At 65.8% G+C, this 18,744-nt stretch carries 16 protein-coding genes; 9 read left to right on the top strand and 7 right to left on the bottom strand.

What is annotated here, in order from left to right:
- Positions 1–84 precede the first annotated feature (84 nt).
- On the bottom strand, positions 85–429 hold the full coding sequence (gene rpoZ, locus NZL82_RS03975; protein WP_058734009.1) for a DNA-directed RNA polymerase subunit omega: 345 nt from the start codon (positions 427–429) through the stop codon (positions 85–87).
- Between the two features lie 158 nt (positions 430–587).
- On the opposite strand from rpoZ, the gene NZL82_RS03970 reads away from it, so the two are divergent.
- The gene (locus NZL82_RS03970) at positions 588–1,775 is read left to right on the top strand and encodes a phosphatidylserine/phosphatidylglycerophosphate/cardiolipin synthase family protein (RefSeq protein WP_261268655.1); all 1,188 of its coding nucleotides are present in this window, start codon (positions 588–590) and stop codon (positions 1,773–1,775) included.
- Between the two features lie 105 nt (positions 1,776–1,880).
- On the opposite strand, the gene NZL82_RS03965 is transcribed toward NZL82_RS03970, so the two are convergent.
- Positions 1,881–2,495: a class I SAM-dependent methyltransferase gene (locus tag NZL82_RS03965; protein ID WP_261268470.1), complete on the bottom strand. Its 615-nt coding sequence runs from the start codon at positions 2,493–2,495 to the stop codon at positions 1,881–1,883.
- A 146-nt stretch (positions 2,496–2,641) separates the two neighbouring features.
- Between NZL82_RS03965 and NZL82_RS03960 the strand changes: the two genes are divergently transcribed.
- A complete protein-coding gene (locus NZL82_RS03960) occupies positions 2,642–2,956 on the top strand; it encodes an antibiotic biosynthesis monooxygenase (RefSeq protein ID WP_261268469.1) in 315 nt (104 codons plus the stop codon).
- A gap of 46 nt (positions 2,957–3,002) precedes the next feature.
- On the opposite strand, the gene NZL82_RS03955 is transcribed toward NZL82_RS03960, so the two are convergent.
- Entirely contained in the window at positions 3,003–5,294 is a 2,292-nt protein-coding gene (locus tag NZL82_RS03955) for a CDC48 family AAA ATPase (RefSeq protein WP_261268468.1), read from the bottom strand.
- A 262-nt stretch (positions 5,295–5,556) separates the two neighbouring features.
- Here NZL82_RS03955 and NZL82_RS03950 point away from each other — a divergent pair, with 262 nt between their 5' ends.
- Positions 5,557–6,447: a LysR substrate-binding domain-containing protein gene (locus NZL82_RS03950; RefSeq protein WP_261268467.1), complete on the top strand. Its 891-nt coding sequence runs from the start codon at positions 5,557–5,559 to the stop codon at positions 6,445–6,447.
- 189 nt (positions 6,448–6,636) lie between these two features.
- On the opposite strand, the gene rpmG is transcribed toward NZL82_RS03950, so the two are convergent.
- Positions 6,637–6,804 (bottom strand): 50S ribosomal protein L33, encoded by a 168-nt coding sequence (rpmG, locus tag NZL82_RS03945; protein WP_007407030.1) that lies wholly within the window; start codon positions 6,802–6,804, stop codon positions 6,637–6,639.
- A 203-nt stretch (positions 6,805–7,007) separates the two neighbouring features.
- On the opposite strand from rpmG, the gene NZL82_RS03940 reads away from it, so the two are divergent.
- The 3 genes from NZL82_RS03940 (at position 7,008) to NZL82_RS03930 (ending at position 8,508) form a co-directional block, all read left to right on the top strand.
- Positions 7,008–7,343, top strand: a complete 336-nt coding sequence (locus tag NZL82_RS03940) for a hypothetical protein (RefSeq protein ID WP_261268466.1) — start codon at positions 7,008–7,010, stop codon at positions 7,341–7,343.
- Positions 7,319–7,912 (top strand): hypothetical protein, encoded by a 594-nt coding sequence (locus NZL82_RS03935; protein ID WP_261268465.1) that lies wholly within the window; start codon positions 7,319–7,321, stop codon positions 7,910–7,912. The genes NZL82_RS03940 and NZL82_RS03935 overlap by 25 nt, the downstream gene beginning before the upstream one ends.
- A gap of 98 nt (positions 7,913–8,010) precedes the next feature.
- Complete coding sequence (locus NZL82_RS03930; RefSeq protein WP_405051341.1) at positions 8,011–8,508, top strand: Dps family protein; 498 nt, start codon at positions 8,011–8,013, stop codon at positions 8,506–8,508.
- A 76-nt stretch (positions 8,509–8,584) separates the two neighbouring features.
- Here the strand turns inward: NZL82_RS03930 and NZL82_RS03925 are convergent, their stop codons facing one another.
- Positions 8,585–10,372 carry a hypothetical protein gene (locus NZL82_RS03925; RefSeq protein WP_261268463.1) on the bottom strand — a complete coding sequence of 596 codons (1,788 nt, stop codon included), beginning with the start codon at positions 10,370–10,372 and terminating at the stop codon, positions 8,585–8,587.
- A gap of 275 nt (positions 10,373–10,647) precedes the next feature.
- Here NZL82_RS03925 and NZL82_RS03920 point away from each other — a divergent pair, with 275 nt between their 5' ends.
- The gene (locus NZL82_RS03920) at positions 10,648–10,833 is read left to right on the top strand and encodes a DUF1328 domain-containing protein (RefSeq protein WP_261268462.1); all 186 of its coding nucleotides are present in this window, start codon (positions 10,648–10,650) and stop codon (positions 10,831–10,833) included.
- Between the two features lie 7 nt (positions 10,834–10,840).
- Positions 10,841–12,433, top strand: coding sequence for a cisplatin damage response ATP-dependent DNA ligase (locus NZL82_RS03915; RefSeq protein ID WP_261268461.1), 1,593 nt, complete (start codon positions 10,841–10,843; stop codon positions 12,431–12,433).
- Positions 12,434–12,568: 135 nt separating this feature from the next.
- On the opposite strand, the gene murA is transcribed toward NZL82_RS03915, so the two are convergent.
- Positions 12,569–13,849 (bottom strand): UDP-N-acetylglucosamine 1-carboxyvinyltransferase, encoded by a 1,281-nt coding sequence (gene murA, locus NZL82_RS03910; protein WP_261268460.1) that lies wholly within the window; start codon positions 13,847–13,849, stop codon positions 12,569–12,571.
- 247 nt (positions 13,850–14,096) lie between these two features.
- Between murA and NZL82_RS03905 the strand changes: the two genes are divergently transcribed.
- The gene (locus NZL82_RS03905; protein ID WP_261268459.1) at positions 14,097–14,777 is read left to right on the top strand and encodes a Crp/Fnr family transcriptional regulator; all 681 of its coding nucleotides are present in this window, start codon (positions 14,097–14,099) and stop codon (positions 14,775–14,777) included.
- Positions 14,778–14,847: 70 nt separating this feature from the next.
- On the opposite strand, the gene clpS is transcribed toward NZL82_RS03905, so the two are convergent.
- Positions 14,848–18,624: an ATP-dependent Clp protease adapter ClpS gene (clpS, locus tag NZL82_RS03895; protein ID WP_314732868.1), complete on the bottom strand. Its 3,777-nt coding sequence runs from the start codon at positions 18,622–18,624 to the stop codon at positions 14,848–14,850.
- Positions 18,625–18,744: the final 120 nt, after the last annotated feature.

The raw sequence follows: 18,744 nt of genomic DNA, 5'->3' as shown, positions 1-18,744 counted from the left end.
CCCGCACGACCGGGCCCATAACGAAAAGGGGGCCGACGCTGGCTTGGCGTCGGCCCCCTTTTCCGATGTCATCGCGCCGGGCGATCAGCCGTCGTAATCAGCACCCAGATTCTGGTTGCGCGGCGGTGCGGCGGCGGTCAGACGCAGCGCCTCGGCCGAGGCCTGCAGGCTGCCGACATCGTCCGCCTCGTCCTCGTCGTCGATCTGGACGCGCTGCAGGCTGTTGACGACCGATTCTTCCAAATGGGTCGGACGAACGGTTTCCTCGGCGATCTCGCGCAGCGCGACCACCGGGTTTTTATCGCGATCGCGATCGACGGTCAGGTCGGCCCCGCCCGAAATCTGACGAGCCCGCTGCGCCGCGAACAGCACCAGATCGAAACGGTTGGGAACCTTGTCGACGCAATCCTCGACGGTGACGCGCGCCATGCGTGTGTCCTTCGCAAATAATGCTGGGATGAAAGCGGGCCACCTAACAGCAAAGGGCGGACAAGTCAAAAGCCTTGGCCAAAGCGCGGCAGCGTGCAACGCGCGTGTCGCCTCGATCGTTACGCATCGCACCGGACCATGCCATCAAGGAGCCCGTCATTTCGCCAAACCCGCCCCCCGAACAACCCGTCTTCCGGGTCGGTGACGACGCGCTGACCCTGCTGGACACGGGGCCCCGGCGGCTAAAGGCGGTGCTGGACCTGATCGACGGTGCACGAGACAGCCTGCGCATTCTCTATTACATCTATGCCGATGACGAGACCGGACGGCGGGTGCGCGACGCGATGATCGCCGCCGCCCGGCGCGGCGTGACGGTGTCGGTCGTGGTGGACGGTTTCGGCGCGGGCGCGGACGAGGCGTTCTTCCGCCCGCTGGTCGAAACCGGCGCGCGGCTGTCGCGGTTCGAGCCGCGTTTCGGCCGACGCTACCTGCTGCGCAATCATCAGAAGCTGGCCCTGGCGGATGCGGAGGGCCCCGCACCGCGCATCATCATCGGCGGCTTCAATATCGAGGATGACTATTTCGGCACCCCCGCCGACCAGAGCTGGCGCGATCTGGGCCTGTTGGTCGAAGGGCCGACGGCGGCGCGGATGGCGGATTATTTCGACGCACTGCTCGCCTGGACGGAGAATCCCAAGGGGCGGCTGCGCGATCTGAACAAGGCGCTGGCGCATTGGAGCGAGTCCCGGGGAACTTTGCGCTGGCTGATCGGCGGGCCGACGCGGCGGCTGTCCCCCTGGGCGCGGACGGTGCGCGACGATATGCGGCGGGGGCGCAGGATCGACCTGATCGCGGCCTATTTCACCCCCAGCCCGACCATGCTCCGCCGCCTCGACCGCGCCGGACGGCGCGAGGCGGAGGTGCGGATCGTGACCGCCGGCAAGTCGGACAATCAGGCAACGATCGCGGCGGCGCGCTTTACCTATGCCGGTCTGCTGCGCAAGGGCGTGCAAATCTTCGAATATCAGCTCACCAAGCTGCACACCAAATTATATGTCATCGACGATGCGGTGCATATCGGCTCGGCCAATTTCGACATGCGCAGCCTGTTCGTGAATCTGGAACTGATGCTGCGGGTGGAGGACCGGGCCTTTGCCGATCATGTCCGCGCCTATGTCGACGGCGAGGTGGCGCGGTCGGAACCGATCACGCCGGACTGGTACAAGCGCCAGACCGGCTGGTTCCAGCGGCTGCGGCAGTTCGGTGCCTATCTGCTGATCGCAGTAATCGATCCGTCGGTGTCGCGCGGGCTGAACTTCGGGATCGAGTCGCCGGATAGGGATTAAATCCTCCCCGGCTCGGGGGGGCTTGCTACCCAGCGACTCCTATGGGGGAAGCCCCCTCCGTCAGGCCTTCGGCCTGCCACCTCCCCGTACCGGGGAGGATTGTGTTCAGTCCTTCCACGCCCAGTAAAGCTGCGCCGGGGGCACGTTCCACCATTCCATATCATGGTCGATATTGTCCCAGTGCGGAACCAGGAAGTCCTTCACCTTGGGGCTGAACTGATAGACCAGGAAGGCGCCGCCGGGACGCAGCACGTCATGCGTGCCCTGCGCGATCGCGGGACCGACGCCGGGCGGCAGGGTGGAAAAGGGCAGGCCCGACAGGACATAATCGGCATGATCGAAACCATGGTCGCGCACGATCTTCTGCACGTCCGCCGCCGATCCGTTCACCGCGGCGAAGCGGGAATCGACGATCGTGTGACGCAGATAGTCGCAGAAATCGGGATTGGTATCGATCGCGATCAACTTCGCATCCGGCGCCATCCGCTCCAGGATCGGGCGGCAGAAGGTGCCGACGCCCGGACCATATTCCACGAACAGCTTGGTATTGGCCCAGTCGACGGGAGCGAGCATCTTGCGGATCAGCTTGCCTGAGGATGGGATGATGGAGCCGACCATCACCGGATGCTTCAGGAATTGCTGAAAAAACATCTGGCCGGGCGACGGATAACCCGTGGCTTCGGTGCGGGACTTGCGCGCGGCGGTGGTCGAGCTGGGCATCGAGTTCCTGTCGTTCGTGATCCCCGCGTGGAGGAAACGCGAGGGAAATTCCCTCGTCGCACAGGTGCCGAACGACTTTCAAGCTATTGGGTTGCGACGAAGCGGTGCATTCCGTCGCAAAGCCGATGCGGCAAATGGGGGCGGACATGGATCGGACGGGGCAGATCGCGGTGATTTTCGTGTCACAACGAACGGCAGAGGATGCACAGGGTTATGCCGATGCGGCGGCGGCGATGGACGGCCTCGCGGCGCAACAGCCCGGCTATCGCGGAGTGGACAGCGTGCGGGATGCCGATGGCCTAGGCATCACCATCAGCTGGTGGGCCGACGAGGCGAGCGCGCTGGCATGGCGCAACCATCCGGACCATACCGCGATCCGGGACCGTGGACGCGCGCGGTGGTATTCGCATTATGAGGTCGCGGTGACGACCGTCGCACGCGATTACCGCTGGGAGGCTTAGGCCCCACCCCCATCCCGGCGCGGACCGGGATGGGGACCTGGCGGCGTTACCGTTGCTTGCCCTCCGTCGACGTCAGCATCCCCGGCGCGATGAAGCCGATCGGCTGAATCGCCGCCGCGTCCTGTTTCAGCTTCGCCGCGATCTGTTCGTAATCGCGTTCCATCTCGGGCGTGACGCTGGCACGCGCTTCGGTCAGCGCCTCGTCGAACGCCGCCATGTCGACCTGCGCCGCGCTTAACGACCTGCGCAGCGCGATCAGACCCGCCCGGCGCACCACATCGCCCAGATCGGCACCGGTGAAGCGATCGGTCCGTGCCGCCACGTCATCCAGATCGACGTCCGGGGCGAGCGGCATCTTGGCGGTCTGAATCCCCAATATCCGCCGCCGCCCCGCCTTGTCCGGCACGCCGACATAGATCAGCTCGTCGAACCGCCCCGGCCGCAACAGCGCGGGATCGACCAGATTGGGGCGGTTGGTCGCGCCGATCACGACGACCGACTGCAATTCCTCCAGCCCGTCCATCTCGGCCAGGATGGTGTTGACCACCCGCTCGGTCACCTGCGGCTCGCCCAGGCCGCCGCCGCGCGCGGGCACCAGCGAATCGAGTTCGTCGATGAAGATGACCGTCGGTGCCACCTGCCGCGCGCGGGCGAACAGGCGGGTGATCTGTTGCTCGCTCTCGCCATACCATTTGGACAGCAGGTCGCTCGACTTGGTGGCGATGAAGTTCGCCTCCGCCTCGCGCGCCACCGCCTTGGCGAGCAGCGTCTTGCCGGTACCGGGCGGGCCATAGAGCAGGAAGCCCTTGGCGGGCCGTATGCCCAGACGCCGGAACGCATCCGGGTCCTTGAGCGGCAGTTCGACGCCTTCCTTCAGCTTCATCTGCGCGGTGTCGAGACCGCCGACATCCTCCCAGCGGACCGAGGGCGCCTGCACCATCACCTCGCGCATCGCCGAGGGCTGGACGCGCTTCAACGCTTCCAGGAAATCCTCGCGCGTGACCGAAAGCGTGTCTAGCACCTCCGCCGGGATGGTCCGCTCCTCCAGGTTGAGGCGTGGCATGATCCGCCGCACCGCCTCGATCGCCGCCTCACGGGTCAGCGCGGCCAGGTCCGCCCCGACAAAGCCGAAGGTCGTCCGCGCCAGCTCGGCGAGATCCACCTTGTCGCCCAGCGGCATGCCGCGCGTGTGGATGCCGAGAATTTCCCGCCGCCCGCGCTCGTCGGGGACGCCGACCACGATCTCGCGGTCGAACCGACCCGGCCGCCGCAACGCCTCGTCGATCGCCTCCGGCCGATTGGTCGCGGCGATGATGACCAGATTCGCCCGCGATTCCAGCCCGTCCATCAGGGTCAGGAGTTGCGCGACCAGCCGCTTTTCCGCCTCGCCCTGCACCCGGTCGCGCTTGGGCGCGATCGAGTCGATCTCGTCGATGAAGACGATCGAGGGGGCGGACTTGGTCGCCTCCTCGAAAATCTCGCGCAACCGCTGTTCCGACTCGCCATAGGCCGAGCCCATGATCTCGGGCCCGTTGATCAGGAAGAATTGCGCATCCGATTCATTGGCGACGGCACGGGCGAGGCGCGTCTTGCCGGTACCGGGCGGTCCGTGGAGCAGCACGCCCTTGGGCGGCTCGACCCCCAGCCGCTCGAACAATTCGGGGTAGCGCAAGGGGAGTTCGACCATCTCGCGCAACTGGTCGATGGTCGCGCCCATGCCGCCAATATCGTCATAGGTGACGTCGGCGCGGCGGGCCTCGCGCGGTTCCTCATATTCGGGGCGAAGCTCAACCTCGGTATTCTCGTCGATATGCACCACGCCCTTGGGGCTGGCCGCCACGACCGCGAGGCGGATTTCCTGAAGCGCATAAGCGGGCGCGTTCATGAACTGCGCCACGCCCGGCGGCATGTTGGTGACCCGCTGCTGCCCCGCGGTCGCCACCACATCGCCCTGACAGAGCGGTCGGTTGAAGAAGGTCCGCTTGAGCGCCTGGGCCGAGCCCTGCAGCCGCAGATTCTCCTGCGCGGGGGCGAAGACGACGCGGGTGGCGGGTTTCGAATCGACCCGACGCACCTCGACGAAATCGCCCGAGCCGACGCCCGCATTGGCACGCTGCAACCCGTCGATTCGCAGCAGGTCGAGCCCTTCATCCTCTGGATAGGGGGCAACGGCGCGAGCCGGGGTCGCCTGTTTGCCCACGATCTCGACCACATCGCCTTCGGTAATGCCCAGCGCGGCCATCAGGTTGCGCGGCAAATGGGCCAGGCCGCGCCCGGAATCCTCGGGGCGGCTGTTGGCCACCTGTATCTTGCGGGTCGGCGCGTCGCTGTCGGCCATGATCGTCCCTTGGCAAAGTGTCTGAGACACGAAAGCGCGGGACGTGGGGGCGGGTTCCTGCCGGTGAAAGACCGGACCGCCGAACCGAGACAAAAAAAAGGGCCGATCGAAACGACCAGCCCGAAAAGTTTTTAGGAGAGGATGCCTGAAAGGCCCGTTCCTTTTGCGCTGCGACACGTTATGTTGCAAGTGCGAAAAGCTTGGTTATGATTGCAGTTTATGCAATCCTGTACCCAAGCGACGGTAAGATAAAGGTTGCGTGATGCGCAGGCTCCCTCCGCTGGGTGCGATCGAAGCGTTTGTACAAGTCGTCCGGCTGGGCTCGATCAAGGCCGCGGCCGAGGAATTGGCGCTGTCCGCGCCGGCGCTCAGCCGCCGGGTGCAGACGCTGGAACGATTCGTCGGCAAGCCGCTCTTCGCCCGGCGTCATCAGGCGATGGTGCCCAATGTAGACGGCCAGACGCTGATGGAGCAGATCGCCCCGTTGCTCGATCAATTGTCCGATGCGGTGGAGGCGATGTCGAGCGGGCAGGAGGTATTGCGCCTGCGTCTCGGCGTGCTGCCGCTCTATGCCGCGCAGCGGCTGTTCCCGCATATGGGGCAATTGCGCGCGGCGCATCCCGAACTGCATCTGGACATCGATACGGCGGGCCACGGCATTGCGCGCCTGGGCGAAGGGCTGGACGCCGTCATCGCGCTGGGCCGCGAAATCGATCCGTCGCTTTATGCCAAGCGGTTGGATTTCAACAAGGTTTACGTCATCGGCGCCAAGCGGCTGGCCGAGGGTCCCAATGCCTTGCTCCATCCCGAACAGATGAACGGGATGACCGCTTTGCTGCACCGCGAAATGCCCGACGCCTTCACCGCTTGGTGCCAGGCGGCGGGGCTGACCAACATCAAGCCCAAGGCGATCGACTTTTTCGACTCCGGGGGCCTGATGCTCGAGGCGGTGGCGCAAGGGCTCGGCGTCGCCTTCATGCATGCCAGCCATTTCGAACATGCCCAGGACCCGCGACTGGTCCGGCTGTTCGATATAGAAGTGGACAGCCCCTATAGCCACTGGTTCGTCTGTCGCCCCCGCGCGCTCCAGCAGAAATCGGTGCGGCTGTTCCACGACTGGCTGATCCAGACGCTCTACCCCGCGGCAGCGTAAGCCTGTTCCCCGACATGGCCCCGGCAGACGCTGGGGCCGTTACCGATCGACAGTTCGCAAGCGTGTCACTGCCCTGGCTCTGCGAGATGACGCGTGATGAGGTAACGACAAAAAGCCGCGCGTCCATCAGGACGGCGGCTTCACGCCTTCAAGCCATTCACGAGGCGGCGTGCGCGCCGCCCCCGCGAATTACTTGATCTTGGCTTCCTTGAACTCGACATGCTTGCGCACGACCGGGTCGTACTTGTTGAAGCTCAGCTTCTCGGTCTTGGTGCGCGGGTTCTTCTTGGTGACGTAAAAGAAGCCGGTATCAGCCGAGCTGACGAGCTTGATCTTGACGGTGGTCGGCTTGGCCATGACCTGGTTCCTGTATGCGTGAAAAAGCGAAAGCGGCAGCCGGAGCCGCCGCTATATAAGGGCGGCGCATGGCCCAAAGGCACGTCCGAGTCAAGCATTTCGCCCGATTTAAGCCCCTCTTTACGCGCGCGGCGCTATATTCCAAGGCGGATCCGCCCCCTGACAGGGCGAATAGGCGGACAGGCAAAGGCCGGGGGGAAGCGATGGAGCAGGACGAATCATCCGATCGGGCGATTCCTTCGGAAATACGGGACGAGCTCTGGGCCCGAATCGCCGCGCTCGACGTCAGGGCACCCTATGCCCCCGCCGCCGATCTAGCCGGTGGAATCGACGCCATTCGCCGGCTGGCCCATGCGTATGGCCTGGCTCCTGCGGTCACCGTCACCCATTTCATCGACCGCGCACTGACGCGTGACGGCGCGGCGGGGCCCGTCCATGGCTGGTTCGCGATGCTGACCGACGCGGTCGCCAGCGAGCGCCAGGATCTGGAGACCGCAAACCGATTCGCCGAGGCGTGTTCGGTACGAATGGCGGGCTGATGGACGCCTTCATGATCGTTCTGGTCGCGACCCTGGCAGGGCAGGCCTGCGGACGATCGAGCCTGTTGGCGGCGCAACTGACGGAGCGGAGTGGGCGGCCGGTCGCGGTGCTGGCCGGGCTGGTGCTGGCACAGGCATTGCTGGCGGGGGTCTGGATTCGGCTCGGCACCGTGCTCGCCGCGCGATTCACACCCGAGACGCATGGTCTGTTCCTGGCCATCGCACTGATTTTTATCGGGATTGGGATGATGGGGCCCCTGCCCCGCTCCGCGACGCCTTATGGCTGGCCCCGGCTGGGCGTTTTCGGCGGGGCATTGATCGGCGGCGGAGCGATCCTGTTCGCCGATTCGGGATCGTTGATCGTGGCCGCCGCCGCCGCACGCTCCCCCCTGCCCTGGGCGGCGCTGCCCGGTGCGGCGATCGGGCTGGCCGGGGCCGTGCTGCCTGCGATCATCCTGGGGGAGCGGGGCTGGCGCCGCCTGCCATTGCGGGCCATGCGGGTTGGATTGGGCGTGCTGATGGGGCTGACTGGCGTGGTGATCGCACTGGCGGTGAAAGGACTGATCTAGGGTATCGATCACTCAGGCCATGCTTTGTACATGGACGCGGCGGAGCCATTCCGCCATCGAATCGTTAACGCAACGATCCAGACAGCGGGAGCATGTCCATGTCCGATATCAATCCGGCGCTCGATACGCCGACCGACCTGAACCGCAACGCGACCGCCAGCGTCGCCGATGCCCTGAACGGCGCGCTGGCCGATTGCTATGCGCTGTACCTGAAGACCAAGAATTTCCACTGGCATGTCTCGGGCCCGCATTTCCGCGACTATCACCTGATGCTCGACGATCAGGCCGCGCAGATTCTAGGCGTGACCGACGCCATTGCCGAGCGGGTGCGCAAGACCGGCAACGTCACGCTGCGCTCGATCGGCGACATTGCGCGCCGCCAGACGATCGTCGACAATGACCGCGAGTTCGTCTCCGCCGCCGACATGCTGGTCGAGCTGCGCGACGACAATATGAAGCTGGTCGAGCGCTTCCGCACCGTGAAGGACGCCGCCGAAGAGGCCAAGGACAATGCCACCAGCGGCATCGTCGACGAATGGACCGACCAGGCCGAGGAGCGCGCCTGGTTCCTGTTCGAGGCCGGCCGCAAGGGCTGAGGGCCTGGAGCAACCTTCGAACAGAACGACAGGCGAAAGGCCCCGGTGAAAGCCGGGGCCTTTTTCATGGGTCAGATCAGAGGGGCAGGGACGAAGCCCCGTCGCGCATCCAAAGCTCGGTCTTGGTCAGGACGTCCAGATCCCCGGCATCGCGCCGTGCGACGATATAGTCGATCAGGCCGCGGAACTTGTCCGGATCGGTCTGGCCGGTACCGGTGGCAGAGAGGCCATGGATATAAAATTCCGAGGTTTCCCCGCGCAGGATGGTCAGATCGATATCGGCCTTCAACTGATCCAGCGATTCGTTCGACGTGGCATTGGCGGGGACGAGGACACCGCCGCGATCGGGAATGCCGAAGCGGGACAGCCAGCTTCCGCGCCCCTGAGTCGTTCGCGCCATCTTGAACCCCGCCGCCTTCAACGCCAGCGGCAGCTTGGTGTAGGAGAATTCGCCCGACAGGTCGGTGAAGTTGAATGCCTTGACCTGGGCGATGACCGGAGCGCTGAGCGTGATCTGGGTGGTGCTATCCACGCTGACCACGGTGGTGCCGATCGGGACGTTATAGCCGCCCACGAACATGCCAGGCTGGATGCCCGAAGTGTCCGCCATGGTGGCGATCACCGTGCCATTGGTCCGGACGGAAAAGCTGCGCGGCCGGGCCGGGCTGTCCTGGTAACGGCCATTGGGATAGCAGCAGAAATCATTGCCGCGCGGCATGCCATTGGCCTGTGCCCAGTCGCGCACCTTTTGCAGATCGGCCACTGCAGCAGCCAGCGTCGAGTGGCCGATCATCATACCGTCGTCATAGGTGCCGTTCAGATAGCAATCCCAGCCCGCATCATACATTTCGCGAATCTGCGCGAGGGTCAGCCTGCTGGGGCCGCCGACCAGGCCGGGGGCGACATGGAAGCCGCCCTTGACGTTGCGGGCGCGCATATAGGGAAAGGCTTCGGTATATTGCGTCCGCAGAAGATCGTCGAAGCCGATTATGATGGTCGGGCGGCCACCGGCCCGGGCCACCAGTGCATCGACGCCGACCCGCGGCGCGTCGGGTGCCTGTGTCGACACGCTGTTCGCCATGCCGAACCGGCCGGGCCCCGCGCTTTGCAGCCCCGCAATCTCGCTCGAATGGATCGATCCCCACATCGTGCCATAGAAAAGCGGCTGCGGCGTCTGATAGAGCGGCGCCAACAGCGCCGTCTGGCCGCGAAACTCCTGCCCGTCGCGCAAAAAGGCCAGATCGAAGGCGGTGACAGTGCCATAGACCGGATCCCATCCCAGATCGACGAACTGCGCGATCGTTCCCAGCTTGGCGGGGTCGTGATAGCCGATATCGGACTTGCGCAGTCCCGGTCCACCCAGGCGCGATCCCGTCCCCTGCATCTCTACCGAGCCGCTACCCTGAGCCCGAGCCGATCCGCTGGCGAGCAGCGCTCCATTGGTTGCCGTAAAGCCGCTCGTCGTATCGAAGCTTTCCAGCAAAATGGGGGAATCGAGCACCACCGCAAGCGCGACGGCGGTGACGTTCTGCCCATTCATCAGGCCGGTGGCGACCAGGCGGGTGCCGAGATCCTGCGCGCGGGCGACATAGGTTGCACCGGAAGCGTCGGCAATCGGCGTGCGCGTCCGATCCACGGTCAGCGCCTCTCGAAACCACTGAATGCCGGTCAGCCCATTGGGCACGGAATAGGTTTGGCCGACCGACCCGTCCTTCGTCGCCAGCATATAGAGCGGCGGGGTCGCGACAGGGGTCGGCGTCGGCGTGGGCGTTGGTTGCGGCTGGGGATCATTTCCCCCCTCCACCACGCAGCCGGCACAGGAAAAGGCCGCCGCGCCGATCAGGAATTGGCGCCGAGTCGTCATGAATTTACCCCCGTGAGCAGTTGGTTACTGCCCCCTCCCCTTCCGCACATGCCCCAAAGAGGGACGATGTTGCAATGCCGCGATCGGGCGCCGATCCGGTTTCGATACCATGATGGGACAGACCACATGTCCCTTTTTCCTCTTTCGCCTGGGCACGGCGCGCCGACGGGCAAGGCGACATTCGCGCCCGCATGGATCGCAACGGCAATCCGTAACCGGAACACCAACCCGCCCCGCCGGTTAACCCTTTTCATCAAGGTCGGAAGGATGCCCCCATGCTCAAGCTCGCCATCACGTTTCTCGTCGTCGGATTGATTCTCGGCGCACTCGGTTTCGGGGGTGTCGGCGGGGCGTTTGTCGGGATCGCCAAGATCCTGTTCTTCATCGCGATCGCATTGTTCGTGATCTTCCTGGTGCTCGGGCTGGTCGCGGGCAAGTCGGTGAAGAACGCGATCGACTGATCCGCCGGTGCGCGACTTTGCCGCGTTGCTCGACGCGCTGATCTATACGCGATCGCGCAACGCCAAGCTGAAACTGGTCGCGGATTACCTCGCCGCCACGCCCGATCCCGACCGGGGCTGGGCGATGGCGGCGTTGACGGGCGATCTCGACCTGCCGGGCGTCAAGCCCGCGCTCATCCGCGCGTTGATCGAGCAGCGGGTCGACCCCGTGCTGTTCCGCATGAGCCGCGATTATGTCGGCGACACGGCCGAGACGGTCGCCCTGCTCTGGCCCACACCCGACCGGCCGCTCGATCCCGAGCCGCTATCGGTCAGCGCGGTGGTCGAGCGGTTGCGCCACCTGTCGCGGTCGGACGCGCCCGCCGTGCTCGCCGACATGCTCGACCGATCGAGCGCGGAGGAGCGCTTCGCACTGCTTAAGATGGCGACCGGCGGCCTGCGGATCGGCCTGTCCGCGCGGCTGGCCAAGACCGCCTTCGCCCAGCATTTCGGCCTGGATGTCGAGGCGGTGGAAGAGGTCTGGCACGGCTTGTCCCCGCCTTATGCCGAACTGTTCGCCTGGGGCGAGGGCAAGGGGGCACAGCCGACACCCGCCGATGTGCCGGTCTTCCGCCCCTTCATGCTCGCCCATCCGCTGGAGGATCTGCGGGTCGACCTGACCGACTATGCCGCCGAGTGGAAATGGGACGGCATTCGCGTCCAGATCGTCCATGTCGCGGGGCAGACCCGACTCTATAGCCGCACCGGCGACGACGTGACCCACGCCTTTCCCGATGTGGCGAACGCCTTCGACGCGATCGGCGCAGTCGATGGCGAACTGCTCGTCAAGGGCGAGCATCAGGGGGGTACGCTGGAGGATGGCGGGGGTGCCGCCAGCTTCAATGCTCTCCAGCAACGGCTCGGGCGCAAGACGGTGTCGGCGAAGATGCTGACGGATTATCCCGCCTTCGTCCGGCTCTACGATATTCTCGTCGACGGGACCGAGGATGTCCGCGCCCTCCCCTGGACCGAGCGGCGGAAGCGGCTGGAGGCGTTCGCCGCGAAACTCGACCCCGATCGCTTCGACGTCAGCGCGGTGATCGAGGCGGAGGATTTCACCGCGCTGGAGGCCCTGCGCGCCACCGCCCGCGACGCCGCGATCGAGGGGGTGATGCTCAAGCGCCGCGATTCGCCCTATAGCGGTGGGCGGCGCGTGGGCCTGTGGTACAAATGGAAGCGCGATCCGCTGACCGCCGATTGCGTGATGATGTATGCGCAACGCGGCAATGGCCGCCGGTCGAGCTATTATAGCGACTATACCTTTGGCTGCTGGACCGAGGATGGCGAGTTGCTCCCCGTCGGCAAGGCCTATTCGGGGATCACCGATGAGGAATTGCGCGCATTGGACCGCTTCGTTCGCGCGCATACGGTCCAGCGCTTCGGGCCGGTTCGCGAGGTAGACAAGACGCTGGTGCTGGAGATCGCGTTCGATTCGATCCACGAATCGAAACGGCACAAGTCCGGTGTTGCGATGCGCTTCCCCCGCATCGCCCGTATCCGCACCGACAAGCCCGCCGCCGAGGCCGACCGGGTGGAAACGCTGAAGCGGCTGGTGACGTAGGCAACTCTATTCCTCTCCTGCAAGGGGATGGGGACCATCCGAAGGATGGTGGAGGGGTGTCGCGCTCTCGATAGCGGGACACCCCTCCGTCAGCGCTATGTGCTGCCACCTCCCCTTACCGGGGAGGAAACGGGTTTAGTCCCCGACGCGCTCGATGTCGGCACCCACCGCCGACAGCTTTTCCTCCAACCGCTCATAGCCGCGGTCGAGGTGATAGACGCGGCTCACCGACGTCTCGCCCTCGGCTGCCAGACCCGCCAGGATCAGGCTCATCGAGGCGCGCAGATCGGTCGCCATCACGGGCGCGCCCGTCAGCCTGGCGACGCCCTTGACCATCGCGGTGCGGCCATGGACCTGGATGTCCGCACCCATCCGCGCCAGCTCGGGCACGTGCATGTAGCGGTTCTCGAAGATCGTCTCGGTCAGGGTGCTGGTGCCGTCGGCCTTGCACAGCATCGCCATGAACTGCGCCTGCATGTCGGTCGCGAAGCCCGGGAAGGGCGCGGTCGACAGGGTCAGCGGCTGAAGCGGGCCATCGGCCTTCACGCGGATCGAGTCGCGGCCTTCCTCGACGGTAACGCCAGCCTCGGTCAATGCGGCGAGCGTGGCGCGCATATCCTCGGCACAGGCCCCGACCAGTTCCAGGTCGCCGCCGGTGATCGCGGCGGCACAGGCATAGGAGCCCGCCTCGATCCGGTCGGGCATCACCGAATAGGTCGCACCGTGCAACCGCTCGACGCCTTCGATCGTCAGCGTCTCGGTACCGACGCCATCAATCCGCGCGCCCATCGCGATCAGCAAGCGGCAGAGATCGACGATCTCGGGCTCGCGCGCGGCATTGCCCAGCACGGACGTCCCGCGTGCGGTGACGGCGGCCATCAGGGCATTCTCGGTCGCGCCGACCGATACCACCGGGAAGGTATAGCGCCCGCCCGACAGGCGCCCGCCGGGCGCGCTCGCCTTGACGTAGCCGGCGGTCAGCTCAATCTCGGCGCCCAGCGCTTCCAGCGCCTTCAGGTGCAGGTCGATCGGGCGGTTGCCGATCGCGCAGCCACCAGGCAGCGACACCCGCGCCTCACCCGCCCGCGCCAGGATCGGGCCCAGCACCAGGATCGATGCGCGCATCTTGCGCACAATGTCATAGGGCGCCTCGGTCGAGAAAAGCTGACCCGCCCGGATCGTCATGACCCGGCCGAAATCCTCGGGCCGCGTCCCCTCGACCCGCGTCGACGCACCGATCTGGTTGAGCAGATGACCGAACCCGTCGACATCGGCCAGACGCGGCAGGTTGCGCAGCGTGACCGGCTCATCGGTCAGGATCGCGCAGGGCATCAGGGTGAGCGCGGCGTTCTTCGCGCCCGAGATCTTCAGGCGGCCCGACAGCCGGTTGCCGCCGCGAATGAGGATACGGTCCATAGGCCCGTCCTCCTAGCGGACCCGTGCGCCACCGCCAAGGGTCCCGCACTCGATCGCGTTCAAATCCTCCGGCGACTCGTCCGGCGCGGCATCCCTCGACGGTTAAACCAGAAAAGGGCCGGTTGATCGATATTAATGCGGGCTCGCACCCTCCGTGGCTAAGGCACGTGTCCGCTCGGGGGATGAGGTGTCAGTGTCAAATTTCGGCCTTGCTGACAGACTGGGAAGATGGGTTGAATTAACCCCGTTGGAGCGTGAAGCCCTGTCCCAGCTGGAGGAACGGCCGCGCCAGGTCCGACGCGGATCGGTGCTGATGGACGAACAGTCGCGCAGCGAGGAATTGTTCGTCCTGCTGCAGGGCATGCTGATGTGCTATGTCCTGCTCGACGACGGCAGCCGCCAGATCGTGCGCTTCCTGTTTCCCGGCGACCTCTTTGCCATGTCGACCCTGGTCTATGGCCGATCGCCCGACACGGTGGTGGCGGCGTCGAACGCGGTGGTCTGTGGCTTCGACCGATCGCACGTCACCCGGCTGGCGACCGACCATCCCCGCCTGTTCAGCCTGATCCTCGTCCTCAACCAGATCGAACGGGTCGTCACCACCGATCGCCTCGCCGGACTGGGCCGGACCTCGGCCCGTGCGCGGGTGGCGACGCTGCTGCTGTCGCTGCGCGGTCAGATGCGTCAGGCGGGGATGGCGGTCGGCACCTCCTTCACGCTCGGACTGACCCAGGAAGAGATGGGCGACGCGATCGGGCTGACTGCGGTGCATGTGAACCGCATGCTGCGCCAGTTGGAGGATGAAGGGCTGATCAAGCGCGAGGGCGGCCGGGTGTCGGTGCTGGACGAGGCGCAACTGGCGCAAGAAGCCGCCTATATCGACCGCTTCGCCAATCTGGACCTGAGCTGGCTGCCCCCGGCACGCTGACGCATTCGTCGCATCGGGCGGGCGGCGGCAGGAACGCCTTCCCGTCAGCAAAGGATCGAGGGAAAGCCCCTTACGCCTTTTCGAGCGTGCATTGCAGCGGATGCTGGTTCGCGCGGGCGAAGTCGATCACCTGCGCCACCTTGGTCTCCGCCACCTCATAGGAAAACACACCGCAGACGCCCACGCCGCGCTGATGGACGTGCAGCATCACGCGGGTCGCATCGTCCATGCTCATGCGGAAGAAGCGCTGGAGGCACAGCACCACGAATTCCATCGGCGTGTAGTCGTCGTTGAGCATCAGCACGCGGTACGGCGTCGGCTGCTTGGTGCGCGTCCGGGTCCGCGTCGCGACGCCCAGGCCGTTGCCGTCGTCATCCCCATGGTCGGGGCCCTGGCCGGGTCCGCGTCCCGGCCCATTGCCGGTCATTCCCAAAGGATGGGTGAGAAGGTCGCTGTTCAGGGCCATGATGATGTAAAATATGGCATGGTGGGGGGTGCGCACAAGTCCCCCAGGATAAGGCCATCGCAGAAATCGCCTTCTCCGGCCCCTTATGGCCCGCTCAATGGAAATCGCGCGAGCGGGGGAGCAGCCGAACGTCGCGCGGATGGATGCCGCGCTGGGCAGGAGTGCCGCGCGGATCGGGCGAGCACGTGGGATGGCGGGTATATCCTCCAGCCGCGCCAGCATCGCGCTGCGATCCTCGACCCCGGCGGTCATCACATGGATCACCCCCTCCTCGCTCCGCTGGACGACGCCGTGGATCAGCATCAGCCGCGCCGCCATCACCGCCCGCCGGTTCACCTCGAAATCGCGCGCCCAGAGCAGCGCGTTAACGATCCCCGTCTCGTCCTCGATCGTGACGAAGATCGCATTGCCCTTGCCCGGCCGCTGGCCCACCAACACCACCCCCGCCACCTTCACCCGGCGTCCGTCGCGCAGATGCGGCAGGTCGGCGGCGCACAGGATGCCTTCGGCCGCCAGTTCGCTGCGCAGGAACGCCATCGGATGGCCTTTCAGCGACAGGCGGGTGGCGCGGTAATCCGCCGTCACCTGTTCGGACGGCGTCATGGGGGGAAGCGGCACCTCGGGCTCGGCGGCCATTTCGGGGGCCTGCATCGCGGCGAATAGCGGCAGTTGCGCCGATTTCATCCGCCGCGCCTCCCACTGCCCTTCCCGCCGCCCCCGCCCCAACGAGCGATAGGCATCCGCCTGCGCCAGCAGGTCGAGCGCCCGGCGGGGAAGCTGTGCGCGGATCGCGACCGACTCGATCGTCTCATAGGGGGCATGGTCGGCGATACCGTCGCCCCAGCTTTGGCGAAACCCATCCACCTGTCGAAAGCCCAGCCGCAGCGCGAAGGCGCCATCCTCCCGCCGCTCCAGTCGATTGTCCCAGCCGCTGTGATTCACATCGACCGGCCGCACCTCGACCCCGCCATTCTCGCGCGCATCGCGAACCAGCTGGGCGGGGGCATAGAATCCCATGGGCTGGGCATTGAGCAGCGCGCAGGTGAAGATCGCGGGCTGATGGCATTTCAGCCAGGCCGAGACATAGACCAGCCGCGCGAAGGACAGCGCATGGCTTTCGGGAAAGCCATAGGAGCCGAATCCCTCGATCTGCTTGAAGCAGCGCTCGGCGAACTCCGCCTCATAGCCGCGTGCGACCATGCCGCCGATCATCTTGTCACGGAAATTCTGGATGGTCCCGACATTGCGGAAGGTGGCCATGGCGCGGCGAAGCTGGTTGGCCTCATCGGGGGTGAACCCCGCCGCCGTGATGGCCAGCTTCATCGCCTGTTCTTGGAACAGCGGCACGCCATAGGTCTTGCCGAGCAGCGTTCGCAATTCGTCCGCCGGACCTTTGGTCGGGGAAGGATAGCTGACCGGCTCCTTGCCCGCCCGGCGGCGCAGATAGGGATGGACCATGTCCCCCTCGATCGGCCCCGGCCGGACGATCGCGACCTGTACGACCAGATCGTAGAATTCCTTCGGCTTCAGGCGGGGCAGCATGTTGATCTGGGCCCGGCTTTCCACTTGGAACACGCCGATGCTGTCGCCCTTCTGCAGCATCCTGTAGACGCGACCATCCTCGTCCTGCGCCAGCGTGTCGAGACCCGGGCGCGGCAGCCCGTTCGCCTCCATCAGGTCGAACGCCTTGCGGATGCAGGTCAGCATCCCCAGCGCCAGAATGTCGACCTTCATGATCTTCAATTCGTCGATATCGTCCTTGTCCCATTCGATGAAGGTCCGCCCCTCCATCGCGCCGTTATGGATCGGCACCGTCTCGTCGAGCCGCCCCTGCGTCAGCACGAAGCCGCCGACATGCTGCGACAAGTGGCGCGGCGCCCCCAGCAGCCGGTCTACCAGCGTGCGCAGCCGCGCGATTTCGGGATTGTCGGGCGAGAAGCCGGTTTCGTGGAAGCGCTTTTCCTCGAACTGCTTGGAGAAGCTGCCCCAGACGGTGCTGGTCAGCCTTTGCGTCACATCCTCGCTCAGGCCCAGCGCGCGGCCGACCTCGCGCACCGTGCTGCGCGGGCGATAATGGATGACCGTCGCGGCGATGGCGGCGCGGTGGCGGCCATAACGGTTATAGATATACTGGATCACCTCCTCGCGCCGTTCATGCTCGAAATCGATGTCGATATCGGGCGGCTCGTTCCGCTCGGCGGAGACGAATCGCGAGAAGAGGAGGTCGTGCCTGGTCGGATCGACCGACGTAACCCCCAATATCCAGCACACCGCCGAATTGGCCGCCGAGCCGCGCCCCTGGCAAAGGATTGGCGGTTTCAGGCCGCGCGCATGACTCACCACGTCGTGCACGGTCAGGAAGTAATGCGCATATTGGCACTCGCCGATCAGAGCCAGTTCCTTGGCCAGCGTGGCTTGCAGCGTGGCGGGCACACCGTCTGGAAAGCGCTCCGCCGCCCCCCGCCGCACGAGTTCCTCCAGCCAGTCCTGCGCCTCCCATCCTTCGGGCACCGGCTCGTCGGGATAGTGATAGGACAGATGCCCCAGTCGAAACTCTATCCGGTCGAGGATCGTCCTGCTCTGTGCGACCGCGTCCGGGCGATCGGCGAAGAGCCGCGCCATTTCGGTGGCGGGCTTCAGATGCCGCTCGGCATTGGCGGCCAGCCGTCGCCCGGCGCTGCGGATGGTCAAGCCTTCGCGGATACAGGTCAGTATATCCTGTACCGGACGGTCGGCAGGATCGGCGAACAGCGCGTCGGTGGTCGCGAGCAAGGGCACGCCCCGCGCCTCGGCCAGCGCCGCCTGCGTCATCAGCCGCCGCCGGTCCGCGCCCCCTCTCGGCATCGTCACGCCCAGCCACACCCGCCCCGGCGCCGCCGCGACCAGCCGGTCGAGCGTCGCCTCCAACCCCGGATCAGCGCGCTTCGGCGGCACCATCGCATCCGCCATCGGCCCGCAGGGGCGCGCGCTGGAGTGCGGCAGCGCGATCAGCAGCAGATCCTCCGCATGACGCGTCAGGTCGCCCAGCCCCAGGATGCAGCCCCCCTTTCGCGCCCGTTTGTTGCCCAACGTCAGCATCCGGGTCAGCCGTCCCCAGCCGGTACGATTGACCGGATAGGCGACGATGTCCGGCGTCCCGTCGCTAAAGACCAGCCGCGCGCCGACGACCAATTCAAAGGCGCCGATGTCCTTGCCATGCATCTCACGGATTTCGCGCAAAGCCCGATGCGCGCGTACCACCCCCGCCACCGTGTTGCGGTCGGCGATACCGATTCCGTCCAGCCCCAGCACGATAGCCTGCTGGACCATCGCCTCCGCCGAACTCGCGCCGTCGAGGAAGGAATAATGCGTCGCCGCGACCAGTTCAGCGAAGTCGGGCATTTATCCTTTTCCTTCCCCGCAAAGGGGAGGGGGACCATGCGCAGCATGGTGGAGGGGTGTCGCCGCCAACGAAGCTGGGGAACCTCACCACCGGGGACACCCCTCCGTCAGCGCGATGCA

It is taken from the genome of Sphingomonas sp. LC-1 (assembly GCF_025371035.1).
Classification (GTDB): Bacteria; Pseudomonadota; Alphaproteobacteria; order Sphingomonadales; family Sphingomonadaceae; genus Sphingomonas; species Sphingomonas sanguinis_E.
This window is presented reverse-complemented; position numbering and strand designations above follow the sequence as displayed.

Bases quoted from the DNA above. Each gene is read 5' to 3' on its own strand.
- rpoZ (WP_058734009.1), bottom strand. From the start codon at position 429: ATGGCGCGCGTCACCGTCGAGGATTGCGTCGACAAGGTTCCCAACCGT.
- NZL82_RS03965 (WP_261268470.1), bottom strand. From the start codon at position 2,495: ATGCCCAGCTCGACCACCGCCGCGCGCAAGTCCCGCACCGAAGCCACG.
- NZL82_RS03960 (WP_261268469.1), top strand. From the start codon at position 2,642: ATGGATCGGACGGGGCAGATCGCGGTGATTTTCGTGTCACAACGAACG.
- NZL82_RS03955 (WP_261268468.1), bottom strand. From the start codon at position 5,294: ATGGCCGACAGCGACGCGCCGACCCGCAAGATACAGGTGGCCAACAGC.
- NZL82_RS03950 (WP_261268467.1), top strand. From the start codon at position 5,557: ATGCGCAGGCTCCCTCCGCTGGGTGCGATCGAAGCGTTTGTACAAGTC.
- rpmG (WP_007407030.1), bottom strand. From the start codon at position 6,804: ATGGCCAAGCCGACCACCGTCAAGATCAAGCTCGTCAGCTCGGCTGAT.
- NZL82_RS03940 (WP_261268466.1), top strand. From the start codon at position 7,008: ATGGAGCAGGACGAATCATCCGATCGGGCGATTCCTTCGGAAATACGG.
- NZL82_RS03930 (WP_405051341.1), top strand. From the start codon at position 8,011: ATGTCCGATATCAATCCGGCGCTCGATACGCCGACCGACCTGAACCGC.
- NZL82_RS03925 (WP_261268463.1), bottom strand. From the start codon at position 10,372: ATGACGACTCGGCGCCAATTCCTGATCGGCGCGGCGGCCTTTTCCTGT.
- NZL82_RS03920 (WP_261268462.1), top strand. From the start codon at position 10,648: ATGCTCAAGCTCGCCATCACGTTTCTCGTCGTCGGATTGATTCTCGGC.
- murA (WP_261268460.1), bottom strand. From the start codon at position 13,849: ATGGACCGTATCCTCATTCGCGGCGGCAACCGGCTGTCGGGCCGCCTG.
- clpS (WP_314732868.1), bottom strand. From the start codon at position 18,624: ATGCCCGACTTCGCTGAACTGGTCGCGGCGACGCATTATTCCTTCCTC.